Origin of the sequence: Pseudogemmobacter humi (assembly GCF_900609055.1) — a bacterium.
In the GTDB taxonomy this organism is placed as follows: Bacteria; Pseudomonadota; Alphaproteobacteria; order Rhodobacterales; family Rhodobacteraceae; genus Pseudogemmobacter; species Pseudogemmobacter humi.
In genome coordinates this window covers 1-15485 of sequence record NZ_UXAW01000048.1, presented here as the reverse complement: position 1 = coordinate 15485, position 15485 = coordinate 1, and the positions used below count along the sequence as shown (strand labels likewise).

The window sequence follows — 15485 nt, the reverse complement described above, 5'->3', positions numbered from 1 at the left end:
TCAGTTCCCGTCGGCCATGGCGAAGGCGCGGTCGATGGGCAGCAAAAGCACCATCCGCCCGCTGTCCTTCACCGCGCCCGCCGCCTGGCCCGCCCCGTCGCCGAAACCATAGAAGATATCCGCCCGTTGCGCGCCCTTGATCGCGCCGCCGGTGTCCTGGGCCACCATCAGCCGGCGCAAAGGCGCCGCGCCTTCTTTCTCGATCCAGACCGGCGCCCCGAGCGGCACGAAAGCCGGGTCCACCGCCAGCGAGCGCATCGGCGTGACCGAGCGCCCCATCGCCCCGATCGGCCCCTTTTCGGTGGAGAGGCCCCTGATCCGGCGGAAGAAGATGTAAGACGGGTTGTGGTTCAGAAGCTCGGCCCCGATGCCCGGATTGGCCCGCACGAAGGCGGCGATGGTCTGGGCCGAAACCTCATGCGCCGAGAACATGCCGCGGCGCACCATCTCTTGCCCGACCGAGCGGTAGGCATGGCCGTTGCGGCCTGCATAGCCCAGGCGGATCACGCTGCCGTCGGTCATGCGGATCCGGCCCGAGCCCTGGATATGCAGGAAGAACACCTCGACCGGATCGTCGATCCAGGCGATCTCCAGCCCCCGCCCGCGCAGCGCGCCCGCCTCGATCGCGGCGCGGCTGTGGTAGACCACGCCGTCCTTCAGCTCGGGCGGGCGGGCGTAGAGCGGCCAGGCGTAACGCGAGGTCCGCACCGGCGAGCCGTTCAGTTCCGGCTCGTAATAGCCGGTGAACAGCGCCGGCGGATGGCCGACGATCACCGGGCGGAACAGAAGCTCGAAAAAGGCCCGCGCCGAGGCGTCGTCCTTCGGCACATCCGCCGCCAGCTTGCAGACCGGCCGCCAGGACGGCGCGTCAAGCTGGTCGCAGGTGACGAGAAAGGCGGCCAGAGCCTCGGCCTGACCGCCATCGCGCCAGCCGTCCAGCGCCTCGAACTCCAGCAGTTCCGCCCGCGCGCCGCCCGCGCCCATCAGCGCCGCCAGCAGAAACCAGACGCAGAACAACCAGCCACGAACGGGGCGCCGCAGCATCTCATTCGCCGGTGGCGACCAGTTGCCAGTTCGGATCGCTGGAGCCCATCTTGCGGGCGAAGGTCCAGACATCGCGCTGGCGCTTGATCGACTTGCTGTCGCCCTCGATCGCATTGCCGTTCTTGTCGCGCACCACCGAGGTCAGCTCGCCGATGAACCGCACGGTCAGTTCGGCGAAGCCGGAAACCTTGTCGAAAGTGGCCTCCTGCACCGCCATTTCCTTCAGCCCGATGAAATTCGCCTCGACCGTCAGGCCCTGGGCTTCGCGGGCGCGGATCACCTCTTCGAAACTGGCCTCGACCTCATCCGACAGGAAGTCGCGGATCGCGTCGAGATCGCCGCGCTCGAAGGCCATCAGGATCATCTCATAGGCCTGGCGCGCGCCTTGCAGGAACGGGGTCAGCGCGAAATCGGGCTCGGCGCGTTTCATCTCGGCCAGCGCCTTCGCGGCGTCCGAGCCTTCGGGAACGTGATCGGTGATGTCGCGATCAGTGCCGCCCTCGATCACCTCGAACTCGCGCTTCACCTGCGGGCGCACGTCTTCCAGCGGAACGGGCGGCTTTTCGAACCCGTCGCGCGTTCCCAGCACCGAGCGCAGCTTGAGGATCAGGAAAATGGCGATCCCGGCGAGAACGAGCAACTGGATCAACGAGGAATTCATCGGTTATCCCATAATCAAGACGCATCCGCCGCCTGTTCAGGCCCCCGGAACACAGGCGGGGCTTGGGGCGGCGCGGTTGACCTACTATGTAGGTTTTCAGCGACCGCAAGTAAACCTTGCGGCATGAACCTTTGCGCGGGAGGCACCGTTTAATGTTGCGCTTTATGGCCTTTCTGGCCTGGCCGCTGATCGAGATCGGCCTTTTCGTGGTGATCGGCGGGCAGATCGGCCTCTGGGCCACCCTGGCCTGGGTGGTGCTGACCGGGGTGGCCGGGGTGGCGCTGCTGAAGTTCGAGGCCGCGCGCGGCGCGGTGCTGATCCGCGGCGGGCTGTCGGGCCATGCCCTGCCCGAAGGGGCGCCGGTCGCCGGGCTGATGCGCGCGCTGGCGGCGGTGCTGCTGATCCTGCCGGGCTTTCTGACCGACGCGCTCGGGCTTTTGCTGCTGTTGCCGCCGGTTCAGACCCTGGTCTCGGGCGCGGTGATGAGCCGCATCACCATCCTGCGCCGGCCGGGCCAGGGGCCAGGCGCCCGCGACGAGGTGATCAACGGCGAATGGGTCGAGGTGCCGCCCGAGGCGAACCGCCGCCGCCAGATGCCCTCGCGCTGGACCGAAGAGGACTGACCCCGCCCCGGCTCCCGGGCCATTGAGCGATCCGCGCCGCTCTGCTAGGGACAAGGCCGGACATTTACCGGGCGCCGTCCAGAGGGCGCAGCGCCAGCCCAAGGAGGATTCCATGGCCGAAGAAACCCCGGCGACCGGCGCCACCGGCAACGGAGCCGCGGCTCCGCAACTCCGCATGCAGGTGCTTGCGCAATATATCCGCGACATGAGCTTCGAGAATGCGGTGGTGCGCAAGGGCAACACCGGCGGCGAGGTTCAGCCCGACGTTCAGGTCGCGGTCAGCCTCGACGCGCGCAAGCGCAGCGTGGAAAACCAGTTCGACGTGATCACCAAGTTCAAGATCACCTCGACCAACAAGGCCAACAACGAGACGCTGTTCCTGCTGGAACTGGAATACGGCGGCACCTTCCTGATCGAGGGCGTGCCGGAGGACCAGTTGCACCCGTTCCTGCTGATCGAATGCCCGCGGCTGCTGTTCCCCTTCGTGCGCCGTATCGTCTCGGACGTGACGCGCGACGGCGGTTTCCCGCCCCTCAACATCGACAACGTGGATTTCCTCGCGCTCTACCGTCAGGAGATCGCCCGCCGCCAGGCCGCCCAGGCCGCGGCCGCGCCGACCGAGATCGCGAACTGACAACGGCACGGCGGCGGGGCGACCCGCCGCGCGCCCCCCGTTTCAGACCCGGTGATAGGGCCCGCCCGCGAGGATCGTCGCCGCGCGGTAAAGCTGTTCGGCCAGCATCACCCGCACCAGCATATGCGGCCAGACCATCCGCCCGAAGCTGAGCGAGGCATCGGCCCGCGCCCGCAGATCCGGGTGGATCCCGTCGGCGCCGCCGATCACGAAAGCCGCATCCTGCCGCCCGCCGTCGCGCCATTTCGCCAGCATCGCGGCGAAGTCGGGCGAGGACAGGACCTGGCCGCGCTCGTCGAGCGTGCAGATCAGCGCGCCCGCGGGGATGGCGCGGGTCAGCAGCGCCGCCTCGGCCTCCATCCCGCCGCCCTTTTTATCCTCGACCTCATGCTCGCTTGCAGGGCCGAGCGCCAGCGCACGGCCCTGACGGGCGAAACGGTCGAGATAATCGTCGGTCAGCGCGCGTTCCGGCCCGGCGCGCAGCCGGCCCACCGCGCAGAGATGCACCCTCATCTCAGAGGGTGCGTGCCGCCCCGACCTGACCGGCGGGCAGCCACATCTTTTCCAGCTGGTAGAAATCGCGCACTTCGGGGCGGAAGACATGGACGATGACATCGCCACTGTCGATCAGCACCCAGTCGCCGGTTTCCTTGCCTTCCATCTTGACGCCGATGCCGAAGACCTGCTTCAGCCGGTCGGCCAGTTTCTCGGCGATGGCGGCGACCTGGCGCGACGAGCGGCCCGAGCAGATCACCATGAAATCCGCCACATCCGAGCGGCCGCGCAGGTCGATCTCGACGATGCTCTCGGCCTTGTCGTCCTCAAGCGAGGCAAGCACCGCATCGCGGATCTCTTCGGGGCGGTGATCCGACTGCGCCGGACGTCCGGCGCGCGGGGCGACCGGCAGGCCGGTCGTTGGGTCAGTATGAGACAGGACCTGGTCCTCCTGATGGCGCACCGATTCAGCCCCGGCGCAGGGCCTTTCGCGCTCAGGGTAACGCCCTGGCCCGGCAATCTCAACAAAGGTTGCGGGGGATATCGTCACTCGCGTGCAAAGTGCAAGGGGCCAGACGCCCCGCAGCCACGCGCTTCTCTTGCCTCGCGGCGGATTCGCGGCTAAATAACGGGCCATGAACGGGTTCATCTATTTCAACATCACCGATCACGCGCGGCTGCCCGCGCGGTTCTTCGGCGCGACCCGCTGCGTTCTCGCGCGTCTTTGACGCGGCTGGCCGCGGGCACGGTCCCGCGCCCGATGCCGCCGGCCCCTGAACGACCCTACCGCAAAGCTATCCCAAAGATCCAAGGTGAGAGCCATGACCGCTCCGAGAACCCTCTATGACAAGATCTGGGACGACCACGTCGTCCATACCTCCGAAGACGGCACCTGCCTTCTGTATATCGACCGCCATCTGGTCCATGAAGTGACCAGCCCCCAGGCGTTCGAGGGGCTGCGGATGACCGGCCGCAAGGTGCGCGCGCCGGAAAAGACCATCGCCGTGCCGGACCACAACGTCCCCACCACCGCCGGCCGCGAGACCCATATCGACAATGAGGAATCGCGCATCCAGGTCGAGGCGCTGGACAAGAACGCCCGCGAATTCGGCGTGGTCTATTACCCGGTGACCGATATCCGCCAGGGCATCGTCCATATCGTCGGCCCCGAACAGGGCTGGACGCTCCCGGGCATGACCGTGGTCTGCGGCGACAGCCATACCGCGACCCACGGCGCCTTCGGCTCGCTGGCGCATGGGATCGGCACGTCCGAGGTGGAACACGTCCTGGCCACCCAGACGCTGATCCAGAAGAAATCGAAGAACATGAAGGTCGAGATCACCGGGAAACTGCGCCCGGGCGTCACGGCCAAGGACATCACGCTTGCGGTGATCGGCAAGACCGGCACGGCGGGCGGCACCGGCTATGTCATCGAATATTGCGGCGAGGCGATCCGCGATCTGTCGATGGAAGGCCGGATGACGGTCTGCAACATGGCGATCGAAGGCGGCGCCCGCGCCGGCCTGATCGCGCCCGATGAAAAGACCTTCCAATATGTCATGGGCCGCCCCCATGCGCCCAAGGGCGCGAAATGGGAGGCTGCGCTGGCCTATTGGAAAACCCTCTTCACCGATGAGGGCGCGCATTTCGACAAGGTGGTGACGATCAAAGGCGAGGACATCGCCCCCGTCGTGACCTGGGGCACCAGCCCCGAGGACGTGCTGCCGATCACCGCAACCGTGCCCGCCGCCGAAGATTTCGAGGGCGGCAAGGTCCAGGCGGCACAGCGCAGCCTTGATTACATGGGCCTGACCCCGGGGATGAAGCTGACCGACATCAGGGTGGATGCGGTGTTCATCGGCTCGTGCACCAACGGAAGGATCGAGGATCTGCGCGCCGCGGCCGCGATCCTGAAGGGCAGGAAACTGGCGCCCGGCGTGCGCGGCATGGTGGTGCCGGGCTCGGGTCTCGTCCGGCTCCAGGCCGAGGAAGAGGGTCTGGCGCAGATCTTCCAGGACGCCGGGTTTGAATGGCGCCTGGCGGGCTGCTCAATGTGTCTGGGCATGAACCCCGACCAGCTGGCCCCGGGCGAGCGCTGCGCCGCCACCTCGAACCGCAATTTCGAGGGACGGATGGGCCGCGGCGGCCGTACGCATCTGATGTCGCCCGTCATGGCGGCGGCGGCGGCGATCACCGGCCATCTGACCGACGTGCGCGAGATCATGGCGGAAGCCGTCTGAATCACAGGAGGCGATCATGAAAGGCTCAACGGCAAGTTTTCTGGCAGGCGGGCTCGCCATTCTCGGCGGGCTTGCGGCGCTGATCTTCCCGCTCTTCGCCTCGCTGGCGGTGACGGGGCTGGTCGGCGGCGTCTTTCTGGTCTCGGGCGCCCTCGGGCTGTTCGCGGCCTTCTCGGACCGCAATCTGCCCGACCGCGGCTGGCTTGGTCTGTTCTCGCTGTTACAGCTGGTGCTGGGAATCTGGATCCTCGCCAATCCGCTGGCGGGGATGATCTCGCTGACGGTGATGGCGGGGGCGCTGTTCCTTGCCACCGGCCTGCTGCGGGTGGTCTGGGCCTTCCGCATCGGCAATCTCGCGGGGCGCGGCCAGGGCTTCTGGCTGTTCCTGCTCAGCGGCGTGATCTCGGCGGCCCTTGGCCTTTGGGTGCTGATCTTCCCGCTTCAGGCCAGCCCCTTCCTGCTCGGCACCCTCATCGCCATCGAGCTCCTCTCGGCCGGTGCCGCCCTGATCGCTCTGGGCCTCGCGCTGAAGAAAATCCAATAGGCAGAACCCATGGACAAATTCACCACCCTCACCGGCATCGCGGCCCCCATGCCGCTGGTCAATATCGACACCGATATGATCATCCCGAAGCAGTTCCTGAAAACGATCAAGCGCTCGGGCCTTGGCGTGAACCTGTTCGATGAGATGCGCTATACCCCCGACGGCAAGGAAATCCCCGATTTCGTGCTGAACCAGCCGGCCTGGCGCGAGAGCCAGATCATCGTCGCCGGCGACAATTTCGGCTGCGGCTCCTCGCGCGAGCACGCGCCCTGGGCGCTGCTGGATTTCGGCATCCGCTGCGTGATCTCGACCAGCTTCGCCGACATCTTCTTCAACAACTGCTTCAAGAACGGCATCCTGCCGGTGGTGCTGCCGCAAGAGGCGGTCGATCACCTGATGGATGACGCGAAGAAGGGCGCCAATGCCCGGATCACCGTCGATCTGGAGAATCAGACCGTCTCGGCCTCCGATGGCACCAGCTTTGCCTTCGAGGTGGATGCGTTCAAGAAGCATTGCCTGCTGAACGGTCTGGACGATATCGGCCTGACGATGGAGAAATCCGCCGCGATCGACGCTTTCGAGAGGGCGAACGCCATGGCCCGCCCCTGGGCCTGAGCGAATCTGTCTGAGCGTTACAGGCGCCGAAGGCCGGCCGGTCTTCGGCGCCTGTTAACTTTCGTGGGGTAGAGTTCAGGCGGACACAACATCTTGTAAGGGCCGCCGCCATGTTCCCCAACGGGCCGCATTCTCAGCCCGGGCTTGCTTCAATCCTGCAACACCCTCGCCCCATTCCGGCCACAGGACTGCGGTTATCTGCACCTGATTGTTGCGGCAACTGGCGAAAGTAGGCAAAAGTTGGGCAAAATTGGGGCAATACGCCATAATGTCGGCGGTCTCATGGGAACAAGGAAGCGGCGTCGCATCGCTTCCGTCCATGTTGAGGATGTGAAGGCAGTGGTCTCGCGGATGACCGGCGCGCTGGTGCGCGCATTTCTGGTGATGATCCTGATCGCCACGCCCTCGGTCATTCTGCCGGGGACGGGCACTGATACCCAGCAGATGGTTGCGCTGATCGCCCTGTTCGGCGGCGCGCTGACCTTCGCCGAATACAACGCCGTCTACCCCAGCCTGGTGGAATTCCGCGACGCGCCGCCCTTCAACCGCGTGCGCTTCCTGACACTGTTCCTGATCGTCTTCGTCCTGTCCTGCATCCAGGCGGCCAGCCTTGCCCCCACCCCCTTCACCCGGCTGTTCGAGGCGGTGGGGCTGCTGATCGGCCATGCGATGGATTTCCCCTATTCGCCGGTGCGCCTCGCCACGCTGATGATGGCCGAGGGCGCAGGCCCCGCCCAGGTCGCCAGCGTCCGCACCGCCGCGGGCACCGCCTATATCCTGTCGCTTCTGTCGCTTGCGTTCTTCGTGCTGGTGTTCAGGATCAAGGGCTGGCCCGCGCGGCACCAGGCTTTCAACGTCTGGATCAACCTGCCCACTTTCGAGCCCACGGCGGGCGGCGATGTGGTCGACCGGCTGGAGCGCGATGCGCGGATTAACCTTTCCTTAGGGTTTCTGCTGCCATTCCTGATCCCGGCGGTGGTGAATCTGGCCTCGGCAGGGTTCGAGCCTTTGACCCTCACCTCGCCGCAAACTCTGATCTGGACGATGGCAGCATGGGCCTTCCTGCCGGCAAGTCTTCTGATGCGTGGCGTGGCGATGGGACGGATCGCCGCCATGATCCGCTGGAACCGCGCGGCGCGCGGCGGGCCGGGGCGAGAGGCGCTGGCTCCGGTCTGAGCGGGCTGCTGATCGCGCTTCTGCTTGCGGCGTTCTGTCTGACGCCAGGCGTTGCGGCAGAGACGCTGCGGATCGCAACCTGGAACACCGATCTCGAACGCAAGGGTCCGGGGCTTCTGCTGCGCGACATCGCCGGCGGCAAGAACCGGCAGGTCGAAGCCGCGCTGCGGGTGCTGGCGGCGCTGGATGCCGATGTGCTGCTGCTGACCGGGTTCGACTACGATCACGGCCTCGTCGCGGCGCGCAGCTTCGCCGAACGGCTGGCGGTGATCGGCCCGGATTACCCGCATGCCTTCGCCCTGCGGCCGAACCGCGGCATGCAGACCGGCCTCGATCTCGACGGCGACGGCAGGACCGGCGGTCCGGGCGACGCCCAGGGCTGGGGCTGGTTCTCGGGCCAGTCGGGGATGCTGATCCTGTCGCGCCTGCCTCTCGACACCGCGGCGGTGCGCGATTTCAGCGGCTTCCTCTGGACCGCTCTGCCCGGCGCGATTCCGCCCCACAACATGACACCCGAAGCGCTGGCGCTCCAACGGCTGCCGACCACCGGCCATTGGGAGGTGCCGCTGATCCTGCCCGACGGCTCTCGTCTGAGCCTGCTGGCCTTCCACGCCACCGCCCCGGTCTTCGACGGCCCCGAGGACCGCAACGGAAGGCGCAACCACGACGAAACCGCCTTCTGGCTGGCGCTGCTGGAGGGGCGGCTGACGGAACCGCCACCGCCCGGTCCCTTCGTTCTGCTGGGCACTCCGAACCTCGACCCCGAGGATGGCGAGGGGCGGCCGGATGCGATCCGCGCGCTGCTGGCGAATCCCATGTTGCAGGATCCCGGGCCGCGCGCGGAACATTTCGCTCCCGACCCCGGCCAAAAGGGCGATCCGGCGCTGGACACCGCGGTTTTTGCCCGGACCGGCGGGCTGCGGGTTTCCGTGATCCTGCCCTCGGCGGGGCTTGATGTCACCGGCGCGGGCCTGTTGCGCCCGGCGCGCGAAGATCCTCTGGCGGCAGAGCTCGCCGCCGCCTCGCGCCATTTCCCGGTCTGGGTCGAGATCCGGCTGCGCTGACAGTCCCCCGCGCCGCGCCGAAAGAGGCGGACTGGCCGAGCCTGCACCTCTCCCGCCGGTGGCCTATTCCCCCGGCGCCTGCACCGGAGCGGAATCCGCCGCCCGCGCCTTGCCGGTCACCCGCATCACCAGCACATAAAGCGCCGGCACCATGAACAAGGCGATCACCGTCGAGGCCACCATGCCGCCCAGCACCCCGATGCCGATGGCATGCTGCGCCGCCGCCCCCGCGCCCGAGGCCAGAGCCAGCGGCAGCACGCCGAGCGCGAAGGCGAACGAGGTCATCAGGATCGGCCGCAGCCGGGTCTCGGCGGCGCTGCGGGTGGCGGCGAGCAGCTCCATCCCCTGTTTGCGCCGCGCCTCGGCGAATTCCACGATCAGGATCGCATTGCGCGAGGCAAGGCCGATGGTCGTCAGAAGCCCCACCTTGAAATAGACATCGTTCGACTGGCCGAAACTCCAGGCCGCCAGGAGCGCGCCGAGGATCCCCACCGGCACCGCCAGCATCACCGAGAACGGCACCGACCAGCTTTCGTAAAGCGCGGCCAGCGACAGGAACACCACCAGCGCCGACATGGCGAACAGAAGCGGCGCCTGGTTCCCCGCCAGCTTCTCCTGATAGGAAAGCCCGGTCCAGGCGATGCCGTAACCGCCGGGAATCTCGGCCAGCAGCGCCTCCAGCCGTTCCATCGCCTCGCCGGTGGAGACGCCCGCCGCCGGATTGGCCGAGACCGAGATCGCCCTTGTGCCGCCGTAGCGGTTCAGCGTGGGCGAGTTCTCGGACCAGACCTGGGTCACGAAACTGGCGAAGGGCACCATCTCGCCCGCGCGATTGCGGGCATGCCACATATCGACATGTTCGGGCTGCATCCGCCAGTCGGCCACGCCCTGGACGATCACCGGGCGCAGTTCGGCCCCCAGCTCGAAATCGTTGACCTGGCGGCCCGAGAAGATCACCGAGAGCATGGCGTTGACCTCGGACACCGTCAGCCCCATGGCGCGCGCCTTGCTCTGGTCGATGTCGAGCCGCAGCGCCGGGCGGCGGCTCGGCTCGTGGCCGCGGAAGCCGGTGGCGATGCCGCGTTCCTCGGCCAGGCCCGCCAGCCGCCCCGCCGCCTCTTCCAGCGCGGCCTGGCCCAGCCCGGCCTGGTCAATCAGGTAAAAGGCGATGCCGGCGGAACTGCCCACGCCCTGGATCGCCGGCGGCTGGCTGAAGGTGATGTTCCCGGCACGGTGGCCGCGGAAACGCGCGGTCGCCGCCGCCTCCAGCATCGCGGCACTCTTGCCGGGGCGCTCAGTGAAGGGCCGCAGCTTGACGTAAAGCATGGCGGTGTTCTGCCCGCCGCCGCCCCAGGAGAAGCCGAGCGCGGTCATCACGGTTTCCACCGTCTCGCCCTGCTCGCTCATCAGCCAGGCGCTGACCTCCTCGGTCACGGCCTGGGTCTGGGCGGTGGTCGAACCCTCGGCGAGGCGAAGCTGCGCCATCATCACGCCCTGGTCCTCTTGCGGCACGAATGAGGATGGCAGGTCGCGAAACAGCAGATACGACCCCCAGGCGATGCCGCCCAGGGCCAGCAGCACCAGCAGCGGCACCCGCATCGCCAGCCCCGCCACGCTGCCGTAACCGCGCGTCACCGCCGCCATGCCGCGGTTGAAGCCGCGCGACAGCATATTGCCGCCGCCATGGCCGCGCGGCTTCAGAAGCGCCGCGCACATCGCGGGCGACAGGATCAGCGCGACGCCCAGGGACAGCACCATGGCCGAGATGATCGTGACCGAGAACTGCCGGTAGATCACCCCGGTCGAGCCCGACATGAAGGCCATCGGCAGGAACACCGACGACAGCACCAGCACGATCCCGACCAGCGCCGAAGAGATCTGCGCCATCGACCGCCGCGTCGCGGTCCCCGCGTCGAGGCCGGGGTGCTCCTCCATCTCGCGCTCGACGTTTTCCACCACGACGATAGCGTCATCGACCAGGAGGCCAATGGCCAGCACCATGGCGAACATGGTCAGCGTGTTGATCGAATAGCCAAGCGCCGCCAGCACCCCGAAGGCGCCCAGCAGAACCACCGGAATCGCGATCACCGGGATGATCGTCGCACGCCAGCTTTGCAGGAAGATCAGGATCACGAGGAACACGAGGCCGACCGCCTCGAACAGGGTCTGATAGACGGTGCCGATGGATTCCTCGATGAAGGGCGAGGTGTCGAACGGATAGGCGACCTCGACCCCGGGGGGCAGCGCGGGGGTCAGGGCGGTCAGCACCTGGCGCACCCGTTCGGCGGTCTCGACCGCATTGGCGCCGGTGGCGAGCGTCACCGAGAAGCCCGCCGCATTGGCGCCGTTGAACAGGGCCGAGCGGCCATAGCTGGTCTGGCCGATCTCGATCCGCGCCACATCGCCCAGGAGAACCTCGCCGCCGCCTTCCTCGACCCGCAGCCGGATGGCGGCGAACTGATCCACGCCGGAAAGCTGGCTCTGCGACGACAGCGCCACCGTCAGTTGCTGGCCCGGCACCACCGGATCGGCGCCCAGCGAGCCGACCGAGACGGTCGAGTTCTGGTCGGCGATGGCCGCGGTCACATCGCCCGGCGTGACCTGGAATTCGGCCATTTTCAGCGGATCCAGCCAGATCCGCATCGCATAGCCCGAGGAAAAGCTGTCGATCGCCCCCACGCCGTCGACGCGCAAGACCGCATCCTCGATCATCTGGGTGGTCAGATCGCCCAGTTCCAGCGTGGAATAGCGGTTGTCGCGCGACACCAGCGCCCCCACCATCAGCGAGCTTTCGCCCGCGCGCTCGACGCTGGTGCCGCGTTCGCGCACGATGGTCGGCAGGCCGGATTCCGCCAGCGCCACCTTGTTCTGCACCTGCATCTGCGCGGTTTCCGGGCTGATGCTGTCATCGAAGGTCAGCTCGACCCGGCTGCGCCCGGTGGCCGAAGAGCTGGAGGTCATAAAGAGCAGCCCGTCGAGCCCGGTCATCGCATCCTCGATCACCGAAGTGACCGAGTTCTCGGTCGCCTCGGCCGAGGCGCCGGGGTAGTTCGCGGTGACGGTGATGCGGATCGGCGCGATGTCGGGATATTGCTCGATCGGCAGGGTATAAAGCGACCAGCCGCCGAACAGCATGGTGATGATCGCCAGAACCCAGGCGAAAACCGGACGCGAGATGAAGAACTGCGCCATGGCTCAGTTGCCCGCGCCGGTCAGATCGCCGGTGCGGTCGCGCACCACGCCCTGATCGTCGATCACCACCGGCACCGGGGCGATCTCCGCCCCCTCGCGCAGGTTGGTGGTGCCGTCCATGAGCAACCATTCGCCGGGCGTCAGCCCCGCCTGGACGATCCAGGACGAGCCCCAGGTGCCGGTCTCGGTCAGCCAGCGTTTGGCGGCTTTGCCGTCCTCGACCACCCAGGCCGAGAGCCTGCCGTCACGCTCGCGCTGCGTGGCGCGCTGCGGCACCAGGATCGCCTGCTGGCGGCCCAGCACCAGCTCGCCTTGCAGAAACATGCCGGGCGCGATCAGCCCGCCGGGATTGTCGGTCACGAAGCGCAGGATACGGGTGCCGGTGGTGGCCGAAACCGTGGCCCCCGAGGAAATCAGCTTTGATCGCCCCTCGATCCGCCGCCCGCCGTCCAGCACCAGGGTAAGCTGCGGCTCGGTCATGACGATCTCGCCGCGCGCCGCGCGGGCCTCGATCCGCAGCCGGACCGGATAGGGTTCCGACAGGTCGATATGGATCGGATCGACCTGGACGATCTCGGCCAGGGGCTGGGTCTGGTTCTGCGTCACCAGATCGCCCACCGCCACCTGGGCCACGCCGACGATGCCGGTGATCGGCGCGCGCACCGTGGTCCAGTCCAGTTCGGCGCGGGCGAGTTCGGCCGCCGCCTCGGCCTCGGCATGGCTGGCCTTCGCTTTCAGCAGATCCGTCCCGGCCTGGTCCAGCGCCGCCTGGCTGGCCGCGGTTCCGCGCAGCGCGGTGACGCGGGCGAAGGCGGTTTCCGCCTGCTGAAGGTCCGCCGCCGCCCGGGCGAGGCTGGCCTCGGCCGAGGCCAGCGCCGCGCGCCAGGCCAGCGGGTCGATTGCGAAAAGGGGCGTGCCCGCCTCGACCCGGCTGCCGGGCGTGTAAAGGATCGCGGTGATCTCGCCCCCGACCCTGGGGCGCAACTGCGTCGCGCTCTGCGCCACCGCGCGGCCGGTCAGGGTGACGCGCACCGGAACCTCGGTCAGGCTCAGCTCGACATAGCCCGCCGTCGCCGCCTCCTGCGCGCGGGCCGCCGGGCCGGCAAAAGCCAGCGCCACGGCCATCGCAGCGGCAAACCGTCGGATCACATGCGTCATCGTTTCCTCTCCGGCCCGGTTTTCGCCGCTGTTACCCTAGCAGTGGGACTCTTACGACAGCGAAGCCGCATTCCGTTCCCCCCCGGCCTCACAATTCCTTGAGACGCCCCGAGGGGGTCAAACCGGCGTGAGCCCGGCATTGCCGCTCTGGACATGCGCGAAGCCGACCCCGATAAGCAAGGGATGTCAACCCAAAGCGCCCTGGCCATTCTGGCCACCCTGCTTGCAGCGCTGGCCACCGGCGTGGCGACGCTGACTCCCGTGGCCGCGCTGCCCGCGGTCGGCGGCTCGGACAAGCTGCATCATATGCTGGCCTTCACGGTGCTCGCGCTGCCGGTCGCCCTGCTGCGCCCGCGCTGGATGCTGCAAACCGCGCTGGCGCTGGCGCTTTACGGCGGGCTGATCGAGCTGGTGCAGCCTTTCGTCGGCCGAAGCCGCGACCTGATGGACTGGTTGGCCAATCTGGCCGGCATCGCCACCGGCTCGCTGACAGGGCTGGCGCTGCGCCTCCTGTTGCGGCGCACCCCCGCGCCGGACTTGACCCGCTGACCGGGTGTCGCAGCAGGATTCACCTTTGAAACCCGGCCTCCTTGCCGCTATTTGACCCGACGAACCGGCATGGTTCAGGCGTTACCCCGTAGTCCATCTGGACAAAGCAGCTGCCCTCCAAGGTCCCCGCTCTCGCCGGAAAACGGGTGGCGGAACCACACACCAGGCGGAGAGGGCGGCGTTGCGAACCGTTCTCCGAACCGCTATCAGAGAGAAACGGTCCCGTAGCTCAACTGGATAGAGCAAGTGACTTCTAATCACTAGGTTGGGCGTTCGAGTCGTCCCGGGATCGCCATACTATAATGCCACCATGCCAACGAGGCATAAGCATGCGCATTTTGGCGTTTTCACGCACACCCCCTGTCAAGATAAGTTTTCGCCGCACGCGCCGAAAGAATGTCAGCAAGCTGTTATCATAGAGGTATTTGATCTTCCGTGCCGCAATGACAGGAGTGGCACGCAATCATCTCTCCTGCTTCTCAGCTATCTCTGAAGTGACGTTCAAATTCCTCACGTAGCCAAACTGGCCCGACCGACGCCCCGTCAATGGTGAAAGGCAGCGCTCCGGCGGCACTCAAAACCGCACGAATCCTGTTGGGATGCAGCCCGAATTCGGCCTCGATCGTCGTCGTGGTCAGGAACTTGCGATGTAATGCTGTGATGTCATCTGGCGTCATCCTGAATTGCTGCATGTTGGTTTTCGGGTTCATCACTTGTCGCGCCGGACTGTGGCCAGCCGCGATCAGCGCGTGGAAATGACCGCCATCCCGCATACCCACGCTACGCCCGAAGGTCGCCGCCGATATGGTGCCGGCGAGAGCCCCCGCTTCCGAAGCGAGGGCCTCGAGTTCTGCGCCAATGCGTTGACCCCGCGAACGCGAACGCGAAAGCCATTGTAGCCGAAGGCGCTCTCGTCTTTGCCGAGAGCAAGTTTTCCGGACAACATGCGATCAATGATCTGCCCGACCGGGACGCCTTTGCGCTTCTGGGCTTGCTGGATGCCTTCCCACCCACCCGCTTCCGCAGAAAGCGGCTGTGCGACGGCCGACAGCCGCTCGAGCAACGCGAGACCGTCTGATAGACGCCAGCGCGCGATGACCTTTGGCGCATTGGTGCGAGGCGTGAGCACGCCGTCGCTCTCCAGGAAGGCGAAGGAACTTTTCTTGGCTCCGATCGCGGTCATCATTTCGCCGGAGCCGACCCATGTCGGGATTTCCGCAAGCAGATCGGCATAAGTTTCGGCAGAGAATACCTTACGGTTGTGTGCCCGCGGGTCGTCAGCCGGAAAGACCCCGGCAGCGGTCAGAATCCCGTCTATCATCGCGGGTGTCCTCCCCAAGGTCTGGGCGGCAGAAACAACCGAGTGCAGTCTGCGCGCCTTAACCAGCTCGCTAGGCTCAGGACCCATTGATTTCAGGACCTTGGCATGATTCAGGCCCCGCAAGGAGACCTGAATCATGAGCAACCTTTACTGGCTTTCCGACGCCCAG

The 15485-nt window shown here is 66.9% G+C and carries 16 protein-coding genes and 1 tRNA gene; 9 read left to right on the top strand and 8 right to left on the bottom strand.

Annotation, left to right across the window (positions count from 1 at the left end):
- Together mltA and XINFAN_RS04800 are read right to left on the bottom strand one after the other, a co-directional pair.
- A complete protein-coding gene (gene mltA / locus XINFAN_RS04805) occupies positions 1-1044 on the bottom strand; it encodes a murein transglycosylase A (protein WP_124085349.1) in 1044 nt (347 codons plus the stop codon).
- Position 1045: 1 nt separating this feature from the next.
- Positions 1046-1705, bottom strand: a complete 660-nt coding sequence (locus XINFAN_RS04800) for a Tim44/TimA family putative adaptor protein (RefSeq protein WP_124085348.1) — start codon at positions 1703-1705, stop codon at positions 1046-1048.
- A 152-nt stretch (positions 1706-1857) separates the two neighbouring features.
- Between XINFAN_RS04800 and XINFAN_RS04795 the strand changes: the two genes are divergently transcribed.
- Together XINFAN_RS04795 and secB are read left to right on the top strand one after the other, a co-directional pair.
- Positions 1858-2328 (top strand): FxsA family protein, encoded by a 471-nt coding sequence (locus XINFAN_RS04795; RefSeq protein WP_124085347.1) that lies wholly within the window; start codon positions 1858-1860, stop codon positions 2326-2328.
- A gap of 112 nt (positions 2329-2440) precedes the next feature.
- Entirely contained in the window at positions 2441-2962 is a 522-nt protein-coding gene (gene secB / locus XINFAN_RS04790; protein ID WP_124085346.1) for a protein-export chaperone SecB, read from the top strand.
- Positions 2963-3004: 42 nt separating this feature from the next.
- Here the strand turns inward: secB and rlmH are convergent, their stop codons facing one another.
- The gene (gene rlmH, locus XINFAN_RS04785) at positions 3005-3475 is read right to left on the bottom strand and encodes a 23S rRNA (pseudouridine(1915)-N(3))-methyltransferase RlmH (protein ID WP_124085345.1); all 471 of its coding nucleotides are present in this window, start codon (positions 3473-3475) and stop codon (positions 3005-3007) included.
- 1 nt (position 3476) lies between these two features.
- Complete coding sequence (gene rsfS, locus XINFAN_RS04780) at positions 3477-3800, bottom strand: ribosome silencing factor (protein WP_124085588.1); 324 nt, start codon at positions 3798-3800, stop codon at positions 3477-3479.
- Positions 3801-4278: 478 nt separating this feature from the next.
- Here rsfS and leuC point away from each other — a divergent pair, with 478 nt between their 5' ends.
- The 5 genes from leuC (at position 4279) to XINFAN_RS04755 (ending at position 9096) form a co-directional block, all read left to right on the top strand.
- The gene (leuC, locus tag XINFAN_RS04775) at positions 4279-5697 is read left to right on the top strand and encodes a 3-isopropylmalate dehydratase large subunit (protein ID WP_124085344.1); all 1419 of its coding nucleotides are present in this window, start codon (positions 4279-4281) and stop codon (positions 5695-5697) included.
- A gap of 16 nt (positions 5698-5713) precedes the next feature.
- Positions 5714-6241 (top strand): HdeD family acid-resistance protein, encoded by a 528-nt coding sequence (locus tag XINFAN_RS04770; protein ID WP_124085343.1) that lies wholly within the window; start codon positions 5714-5716, stop codon positions 6239-6241.
- A 9-nt stretch (positions 6242-6250) separates the two neighbouring features.
- Positions 6251-6856, top strand: a complete 606-nt coding sequence (leuD, locus tag XINFAN_RS04765) for a 3-isopropylmalate dehydratase small subunit (protein ID WP_124085342.1) — start codon at positions 6251-6253, stop codon at positions 6854-6856.
- Between the two features lie 282 nt (positions 6857-7138).
- The gene (locus XINFAN_RS22205) at positions 7139-8032 is read left to right on the top strand and encodes a hypothetical protein (protein ID WP_233352125.1); all 894 of its coding nucleotides are present in this window, start codon (positions 7139-7141) and stop codon (positions 8030-8032) included.
- Between the two features lie 8 nt (positions 8033-8040).
- On the top strand, positions 8041-9096 hold the full coding sequence (locus tag XINFAN_RS04755) for an endonuclease/exonuclease/phosphatase family protein (RefSeq protein WP_435530852.1): 1056 nt from the start codon (positions 8041-8043) through the stop codon (positions 9094-9096).
- Positions 9097-9159: 63 nt separating this feature from the next.
- On the opposite strand, the gene XINFAN_RS04750 is transcribed toward XINFAN_RS04755, so the two are convergent.
- Together XINFAN_RS04750 and XINFAN_RS04745 are read right to left on the bottom strand one after the other, a co-directional pair.
- Positions 9160-12288, bottom strand: coding sequence for a multidrug efflux RND transporter permease subunit (locus XINFAN_RS04750; RefSeq protein ID WP_124085341.1), 3129 nt, complete (start codon positions 12286-12288; stop codon positions 9160-9162).
- A 3-nt stretch (positions 12289-12291) separates the two neighbouring features.
- Positions 12292-13446: an efflux RND transporter periplasmic adaptor subunit gene (locus tag XINFAN_RS04745; RefSeq protein ID WP_124085340.1), complete on the bottom strand. Its 1155-nt coding sequence runs from the start codon at positions 13444-13446 to the stop codon at positions 12292-12294.
- Between the two features lie 183 nt (positions 13447-13629).
- On the opposite strand from XINFAN_RS04745, the gene XINFAN_RS04740 reads away from it, so the two are divergent.
- Positions 13630-13995 carry a VanZ family protein gene (locus tag XINFAN_RS04740; RefSeq protein WP_160144541.1) on the top strand — a complete coding sequence of 122 codons (366 nt, stop codon included), beginning with the start codon at positions 13630-13632 and terminating at the stop codon, positions 13993-13995.
- 218 nt (positions 13996-14213) lie between these two features.
- Positions 14214-14290: transfer RNA gene (locus XINFAN_RS04735), tRNA-Arg, on the top strand.
- A 184-nt stretch (positions 14291-14474) separates the two neighbouring features.
- Here the strand turns inward: XINFAN_RS04735 and XINFAN_RS04730 are convergent.
- Together XINFAN_RS04730 and XINFAN_RS04725 are read right to left on the bottom strand one after the other, a co-directional pair.
- Positions 14475-14705 (bottom strand): hypothetical protein, encoded by a 231-nt coding sequence (locus tag XINFAN_RS04730; RefSeq protein ID WP_124085338.1) that lies wholly within the window; start codon positions 14703-14705, stop codon positions 14475-14477.
- A 32-nt stretch (positions 14706-14737) separates the two neighbouring features.
- Positions 14738-15316 carry a hypothetical protein gene (locus tag XINFAN_RS04725; RefSeq protein WP_124085337.1) on the bottom strand — a complete coding sequence of 193 codons (579 nt, stop codon included), beginning with the start codon at positions 15314-15316 and terminating at the stop codon, positions 14738-14740.
- Between the last annotated feature and the right edge of the window lie 169 nt (positions 15317-15485).

Bases quoted from the DNA above. Each gene is read 5' to 3' on its own strand.
- XINFAN_RS04795 (WP_124085347.1), top strand. From the start codon at position 1,858: ATGTTGCGCTTTATGGCCTTTCTGGCCTGGCCGCTGATCGAGATCGGC.
- XINFAN_RS04770 (WP_124085343.1), top strand. From the start codon at position 5,714: ATGAAAGGCTCAACGGCAAGTTTTCTGGCAGGCGGGCTCGCCATTCTC.
- XINFAN_RS04800 (WP_124085348.1), bottom strand. From the start codon at position 1,705: ATGAATTCCTCGTTGATCCAGTTGCTCGTTCTCGCCGGGATCGCCATT.
- leuC (WP_124085344.1), top strand. From the start codon at position 4,279: ATGACCGCTCCGAGAACCCTCTATGACAAGATCTGGGACGACCACGTC.
- XINFAN_RS04745 (WP_124085340.1), bottom strand. From the start codon at position 13,446: ATGACGCATGTGATCCGACGGTTTGCCGCTGCGATGGCCGTGGCGCTG.
- mltA (WP_124085349.1), bottom strand. From the start codon at position 1,044: ATGCTGCGGCGCCCCGTTCGTGGCTGGTTGTTCTGCGTCTGGTTTCTG.
- XINFAN_RS04725 (WP_124085337.1), bottom strand. From the start codon at position 15,316: ATGATAGACGGGATTCTGACCGCTGCCGGGGTCTTTCCGGCTGACGAC.
- XINFAN_RS04750 (WP_124085341.1), bottom strand. From the start codon at position 12,288: ATGGCGCAGTTCTTCATCTCGCGTCCGGTTTTCGCCTGGGTTCTGGCG.
- XINFAN_RS04730 (WP_124085338.1), bottom strand. From the start codon at position 14,705: ATGAACCCGAAAACCAACATGCAGCAATTCAGGATGACGCCAGATGAC.
- secB (WP_124085346.1), top strand. From the start codon at position 2,441: ATGGCCGAAGAAACCCCGGCGACCGGCGCCACCGGCAACGGAGCCGCG.
- XINFAN_RS22205 (WP_233352125.1), top strand. From the start codon at position 7,139: ATGGGAACAAGGAAGCGGCGTCGCATCGCTTCCGTCCATGTTGAGGAT.
- leuD (WP_124085342.1), top strand. From the start codon at position 6,251: ATGGACAAATTCACCACCCTCACCGGCATCGCGGCCCCCATGCCGCTG.
- XINFAN_RS04740 (WP_160144541.1), top strand. From the start codon at position 13,630: ATGTCAACCCAAAGCGCCCTGGCCATTCTGGCCACCCTGCTTGCAGCG.
- rlmH (WP_124085345.1), bottom strand. From the start codon at position 3,475: ATGAGGGTGCATCTCTGCGCGGTGGGCCGGCTGCGCGCCGGGCCGGAA.